Raw genomic sequence first — 5,315 nt, forward strand, 5'->3', positions numbered from 1 at the left:
ATTACTACTGCCTTCATGGTTCGGGACTCACACCCTATAGATTGCACCCATGCCGGGCGCACGAAAAAGGCCTCTTTCCTTAAGATAGGAAAAAGGCCTTTCTTCTGACTTACATCTCTGGATCGAACTGGTAGGAAGTGTCTATAGCACAATAAAAGACCCTGAAATCTTATCCCCTGTATTTATAAGCTAATCCTTTTAAGAAATTTCTGGCATATTTATCTCCGCACTCTTTATAATTCCTATGCCCGACTTTTCGTAAGATGGCGCTTAATTCTCCTTTAGTTATCACGACACCCGCTTCATCCAGGATATCAATTACGTCGTCACTCGTTAATGTCAACGCGATTTTCAGTTTCTTCAGCAAAATATTATTCATGCTTTCCTTGTTCTTTACTGTAGGTGCCGGGCTTTCTGGCTGGCCAGGTTTTGGCTCCTGCTTCCCTCTTTTAAAGATGATCAAGCCATTTAAAAAGGACTCTAACATCATGTTATTGCACTTTATGCCATCATCATCCATATCATCTTCGTATTCATCATCAAAGCCATCTGTTGGTTTTGTGAGCATCTGCATAACTTCTTCCCTTGACACTTCAATATCCCCAAGTTTAAAAATCTCTACCATATCTTTATTTTTTATATCCAGCGCATACCTTAATCGGATTAATATATCATGATTATGCATTCAAAAACCTCCTGTATTTTTCTTTTTTCACGGTACCTTCGCTTCACAGATGAATGAAATGAACGCAGCTGTTGAGCCTGGAACCCTTTAGGATTACCGGGTCAGTCTGACGGTTATTTTCTTTTTAAGTTTCGTCACTGCTTCCCTAACTTTTTGGGAGGTACATCATTTCACTATTCCTGTCCGAGTTCAAAGTTATCAAGCAGTGCACGCACTTCATCTGTTGATTTCGTGTTCATTAATTGATTTCTTAATTCTCCCGCTCCACGGAATCCTTTAACATAAATTTTGAAAAAGCGATGAAGCCCTGTGATTGAACGTGGCAATACTTCCGCATATTGATCTTGAAGATCAAGCTGCAGCCTTAAAAGATCAAGGTATTCTTTACTGCTATGCTCTTTGGGCTCTTTTTCAAAAGCAAAAGGATTTTTAAATATCCCTCGCCCGATCATAACGCCATCAATACCATATTGTTCAGCAAGCTGCAGCCCAGTTTGACGGTCAGGAATGTCTCCATTGATTGTTAGCAGCGTATTTGGTGCGATACGGTCTCGTAATTTTTTGATTTCCGGAATTAGCTCCCAATGCGCATCAACTTGGCTCATTTCCTTTCTTGTACGTAAATGAATAGAAAGGTTAGCAACATCCTGTTTTAGAATATGGGTTAGCCACTCCTCCCACTCATTTACATCCGTAAAGCCAAGTCGCGTTTTCACGCTGACAGGCAGTCCGCCCGCTTTTGCTGCTTGAATAAGGTCTGCAGCAACATCTGGACGCAGAATAAGACCACTGCCTTTCCCTCTAGATGCCACATTCGGTACAGGGCAGCCCATATTAATATCAATGCCTTTAAATCCTAGCTCTGCCATGCCAATACTCATTTGCCGGAAATATTCTGGATTATCCCCCCAAATATGTGCCACCATTGGCTGTTCATCTTCTGTAAAGGTCAAACGGCCACGCACACTATTCATGCCCTCTGGATGGCAATAGCTATCCGAGTTTGTAAACTCTGTGAAAAATACATCCGGTCGACCGGCTTCACTTACTACGTGACGAAAAACAACATCTGTCACATCTTCCATCGGTGCAAGTACAAAAAATGGTCGTGGTAAATCACGCCAAAAATTATCTATCATTTCAAACTCAAATCCTCTCACTATGAATAAAACTTCAAATTGCTTAATCAAACACAAGTACATTTGGACAGTTATAATTTGTGGAAATCGGCATTCCTTATTTATTTGTTAATCCGTTACAAATAAATAAGGAAAAGACAACTCCCGTAAAGGGTTAGTTGCCTTCTTTTAAAATGAGTTGCGAGACACACTCCACATGGCTCGTCTGTGGGAACATGTCCACAGGCTGCATGGATGCCACCTCGTAAATCTTGCTCAATTCTTGCAGGTCCTTTGCCAGTGTGGACGGATTGCAGGAAACGTACACAATCTTTTTCGGTTTCGCCTTCAAGATTGTTTGCAGCAGCGCTTGGTCGCATCCTGTTCTTGGCGGATCGACGACTAGCATGTCCGGCTTCCAACCCTCTTTGATCCAGCGCGGCAGGATATTTTCTGCTTTTCCTGTTTCGTAGTGCATGTTGCTTCGGTTATGTTTTTTTGCATTTTTCTTGGCGTCTTCAATCGATTCTTTAATGACATCCATCCCACGAACTTCTTTTGCATCTTGGGATAGCCAAAGTCCGATCGTTCCAACACCGCAATAAGCATCGACAACTTTTTCCGTGCCGGTTAGGGCTGCTGCCTTTTTCACTTCATCATACATGCGCACCGTTTGGACAGGATTAAGCTGGAAGAAGGTACGGGCTGATAGTTCGTATGATATGTCACCCAGTGTTTCATTAATGACTTTTTCGCCAGCAAGATGGATCGTTTTCTCGCCAAAAATAAGCGAGGTATTTTGATTGTTGATGTTTTGAACGACGGATTTCACTTCAGGAAGCTGATCACGAATTTGTTTAAGCAGTTGATCCTTTTGGGGAATTTCTTCCGCTCCTGTTACAAGGACGACCTGCACCTCGCCTGTTTCAAAGCCTACCCGTGTGATGACCGTACGGATTACGCCTTTTCTTTTTCTTTCGTTATAAATCGAGATGTTCAGGTTTTTCAAGATCTTTTTCACTGTACGTGTTACTTTATTGGTTGATTTATGCTGTACAAGGCAGTTCGGAATGTCGATCAATGTATGGGAATTCAAACCGTAAAGGCCTGCAATCAATTTCCCATCTTTTTGGCCGACCTGGTACTGACTTTTATTTCGGTAATTCCATGGATCATCCATGCCGATCGTTTCTTTTATATTTAATGAAGAAACCGGGAGCTTCGTATAACGCTCCATCGCTTGAATGACAATATCACGTTTTTCAACTAGCTGCTGGTCATAGCTTAAATGCTGTAATTGACAGCCGCCGCATTCTGCGTAAACTGGACATGGAGCTGCAATCCGGTGCGGTGATTCTTTCCGGATGGTTTTAATTTTCGCCTCGGTGAAGTTTGGCTGTACCTTTGTGACCAATGCTACAATTTCCTCACCTGGTAATGCTCCTGGGACGAAGACGACTTTCTTTTTGAAATAACCGACTCCCTCTCCGTTAATGCCCAATCGTTTAATGGTTAATGGAAGGGTTTGGTTCACTTCCAATTTTGTATCTTGAATGTTTGTCATTTCTTTTCACTCCGTTTTTCAATGCTTCTCCATAAATAGAGGGAAGCGTAGCTTAGATATGGAGCCCAGTTGACACTATAGGTCTCCATCTCTTCTTGGGTCGGCTTTTGCGGTAAGCCATATAAAATTTTCAGGGCATTTTGAATGCCAATATCGGCTTTAGGAAATAGATTGGGCCGTCCGAGTCCAAAAAGCAGGAAGTTTTCAGCCGTCCATCTGCCGATACCGCGTATTTTTATTAGTGTATCCATAACCTCTTGATCGGATAGCTTTTCCATTAAATCAAGTTGGAGATGGCCTTGGGCAATTTGCTCGGAAAGTCCGATGACATATTCCGCTTTTCGCCCGCTGAACTGAATCGCCCTCAATTGCTCGATTTGAAGTTGGGCTGCTGTTTCCGGTGTCGGATAAAACCAGGCACCATCTATCTGAAAGCCGAATGTTTTAACGAATCGTTCTGTGAGCGTATGAGCAAAAGATAAGTTCAATTGCTGATGTATGATGCATTTGACGAGGCAACTGTAATAATCGAAATCCAAGACTATCGCCGTTCCACGATGTTCTTCGAAAATTCCTCTCAAATCGGATTCCCGGAAATGCTCGGAAACGCCTTCTAGTGGCTGATGCCAATGAAAAACCTTCTTTAACCGTTCGATTGCTTTAGATCTGTTCGCCTCTGCATGACCTTTAATGAGAAAGAAAGGTTCATCGATGCTTCCAATTGCCTGAACCTGCAAAACAATTGGTTCTTTTTCTATATATATAGGAACTTTTACCGTCCTGTTAGTAAAATCAACTACTTGAAGAGGGTCTAACGATAATCGCTCGAGAACTAGATCGAAATTATAAGGTCCTTGAACCTGTAATTTTTCTGTCCACACAACTGATCCATCCTTTAGCAGTTTTCCACGTATTATAGCATGTTTCCTGAAATATTACTTGAAATTGAGGAGAATGGAAAAAAGCGGGACCTGAAATGTCGCTACAGGTACCCGCTTTTCATTATTAATAAAGCATTCTGCTTGGCAATTGTTTTTCAATCATTAAATCATCCAGACTGCTGAATGTATACCCCTGCTTTTCAAGATCAGTCAAAATCGAGTCCAATGCCTCCGCATTATCCTTTGATACGGTATGCAATAATAAAATGGCTCCGGGGTGAATTTGCTTAAGCACTTCATCATGAGCAAAAGCCGCACCCTTCTGCTGGTCAACGATCCAGTCTTTATAGGCAAGCGACCAGAAAATGTGGTAATATCCTTCCTTTTTTGCAATTTTCATGGTTCTTTCATTAAAAATCCCGCGTGGCGGACGCAAATAATTCATTCCCTTTTGCCCCGTTAATTTTTCCGTCGCTACCTTAACCCGCATCAGCTCGGTCCTAATGACCTCATCCGTCACACTGGTCATATCTGGGTGGTTCCAGGAATGGTTCCCGACAATATGCCCTTCCTTCGCCATACGAACAACAAGCTCAGGTGCAGAATTCAAATAATGTCCCGTAACGAAGAAAGCCCCAGGAGCACTATGCTTCTTCAGAACATCCAGAATCTGAGCAGTATAGCCATTTTCATACCCGTTATCAAACGTCAAATATATGTTTTTTTTCGTTGTATCCCCTTTATAAATCGCTTCATACTTAGGCAGCATCTCATTGAAGTTTTTACCAGCATCGGCAGGTGTCCCGTTTTTCCCTTTATTGAAACCCCAGTTGTAGGATTCCGCAAAAGCCGGGCTCGTAAAAGAGCAGATCAAACACATAAAACCAAATAAAATCGCCATTTTTTTCATTAGAATATCCCCCATGTCCTTTTATCTTATTGTTAGGAACATGGCGAATTCTATGCATGCTGTTGGTTCTTGGATCGTCGGACGAATTACTTCCGCTTTAGGTCAAATTATCACATCTTCGGACGAATTATTCCCGCTCTAGGTCGAATTATCACAT

Annotated in this window: 5 protein-coding genes; all 5 read right to left on the reverse strand. The window is 42.1% G+C overall.

Features of this window, described 5'->3' with window-relative positions:
- Positions 1 to 169: 169 nt before the first annotated feature.
- Positions 170 to 685, reverse strand: a complete 516-nt coding sequence (locus ASU00_RS22745; RefSeq protein ID WP_057915727.1) for a YehS family protein — start codon at positions 683 to 685, stop codon at positions 170 to 172.
- Between the two features lie 173 nt (positions 686 to 858).
- Positions 859 to 1,845 (reverse strand): tRNA dihydrouridine synthase, encoded by a 987-nt coding sequence (locus tag ASU00_RS22750; protein WP_201786327.1) that lies wholly within the window; start codon positions 1,843 to 1,845, stop codon positions 859 to 861.
- 133 nt (positions 1,846 to 1,978) lie between these two features.
- Complete coding sequence (gene rlmD, locus ASU00_RS22755; RefSeq protein ID WP_057915728.1) at positions 1,979 to 3,367, reverse strand: 23S rRNA (uracil(1939)-C(5))-methyltransferase RlmD; 1,389 nt, start codon at positions 3,365 to 3,367, stop codon at positions 1,979 to 1,981.
- Positions 3,364 to 4,248 (reverse strand): DNA-3-methyladenine glycosylase family protein, encoded by an 885-nt coding sequence (locus ASU00_RS22760; RefSeq protein WP_057915729.1) that lies wholly within the window; start codon positions 4,246 to 4,248, stop codon positions 3,364 to 3,366. Before ASU00_RS22760 ends, rlmD begins: the two co-directional genes overlap by 4 nt.
- A 124-nt stretch (positions 4,249 to 4,372) precedes the next feature.
- Positions 4,373 to 5,158 (reverse strand): delta-lactam-biosynthetic de-N-acetylase, encoded by a 786-nt coding sequence (gene pdaA, locus ASU00_RS22765; protein WP_057915730.1) that lies wholly within the window; start codon positions 5,156 to 5,158, stop codon positions 4,373 to 4,375.
- Positions 5,159 to 5,315 lie beyond the last annotated feature (157 nt).

Source organism: Peribacillus muralis, assembly GCF_001439925.1.
Taxonomy (GTDB): Bacteria; Bacillota; Bacilli; order Bacillales; family DSM-1321; genus Peribacillus; species Peribacillus muralis.

Bases quoted from the DNA above. Each gene is read 5' to 3' on its own strand.
- ASU00_RS22745 (WP_057915727.1), bottom strand. From the start codon at position 685: ATGCATAATCATGATATATTAATCCGATTAAGGTATGCGCTGGATATA.
- rlmD (WP_057915728.1), bottom strand. From the start codon at position 3,367: ATGACAAACATTCAAGATACAAAATTGGAAGTGAACCAAACCCTTCCA.
- pdaA (WP_057915730.1), bottom strand. From the start codon at position 5,158: ATGAAAAAAATGGCGATTTTATTTGGTTTTATGTGTTTGATCTGCTCT.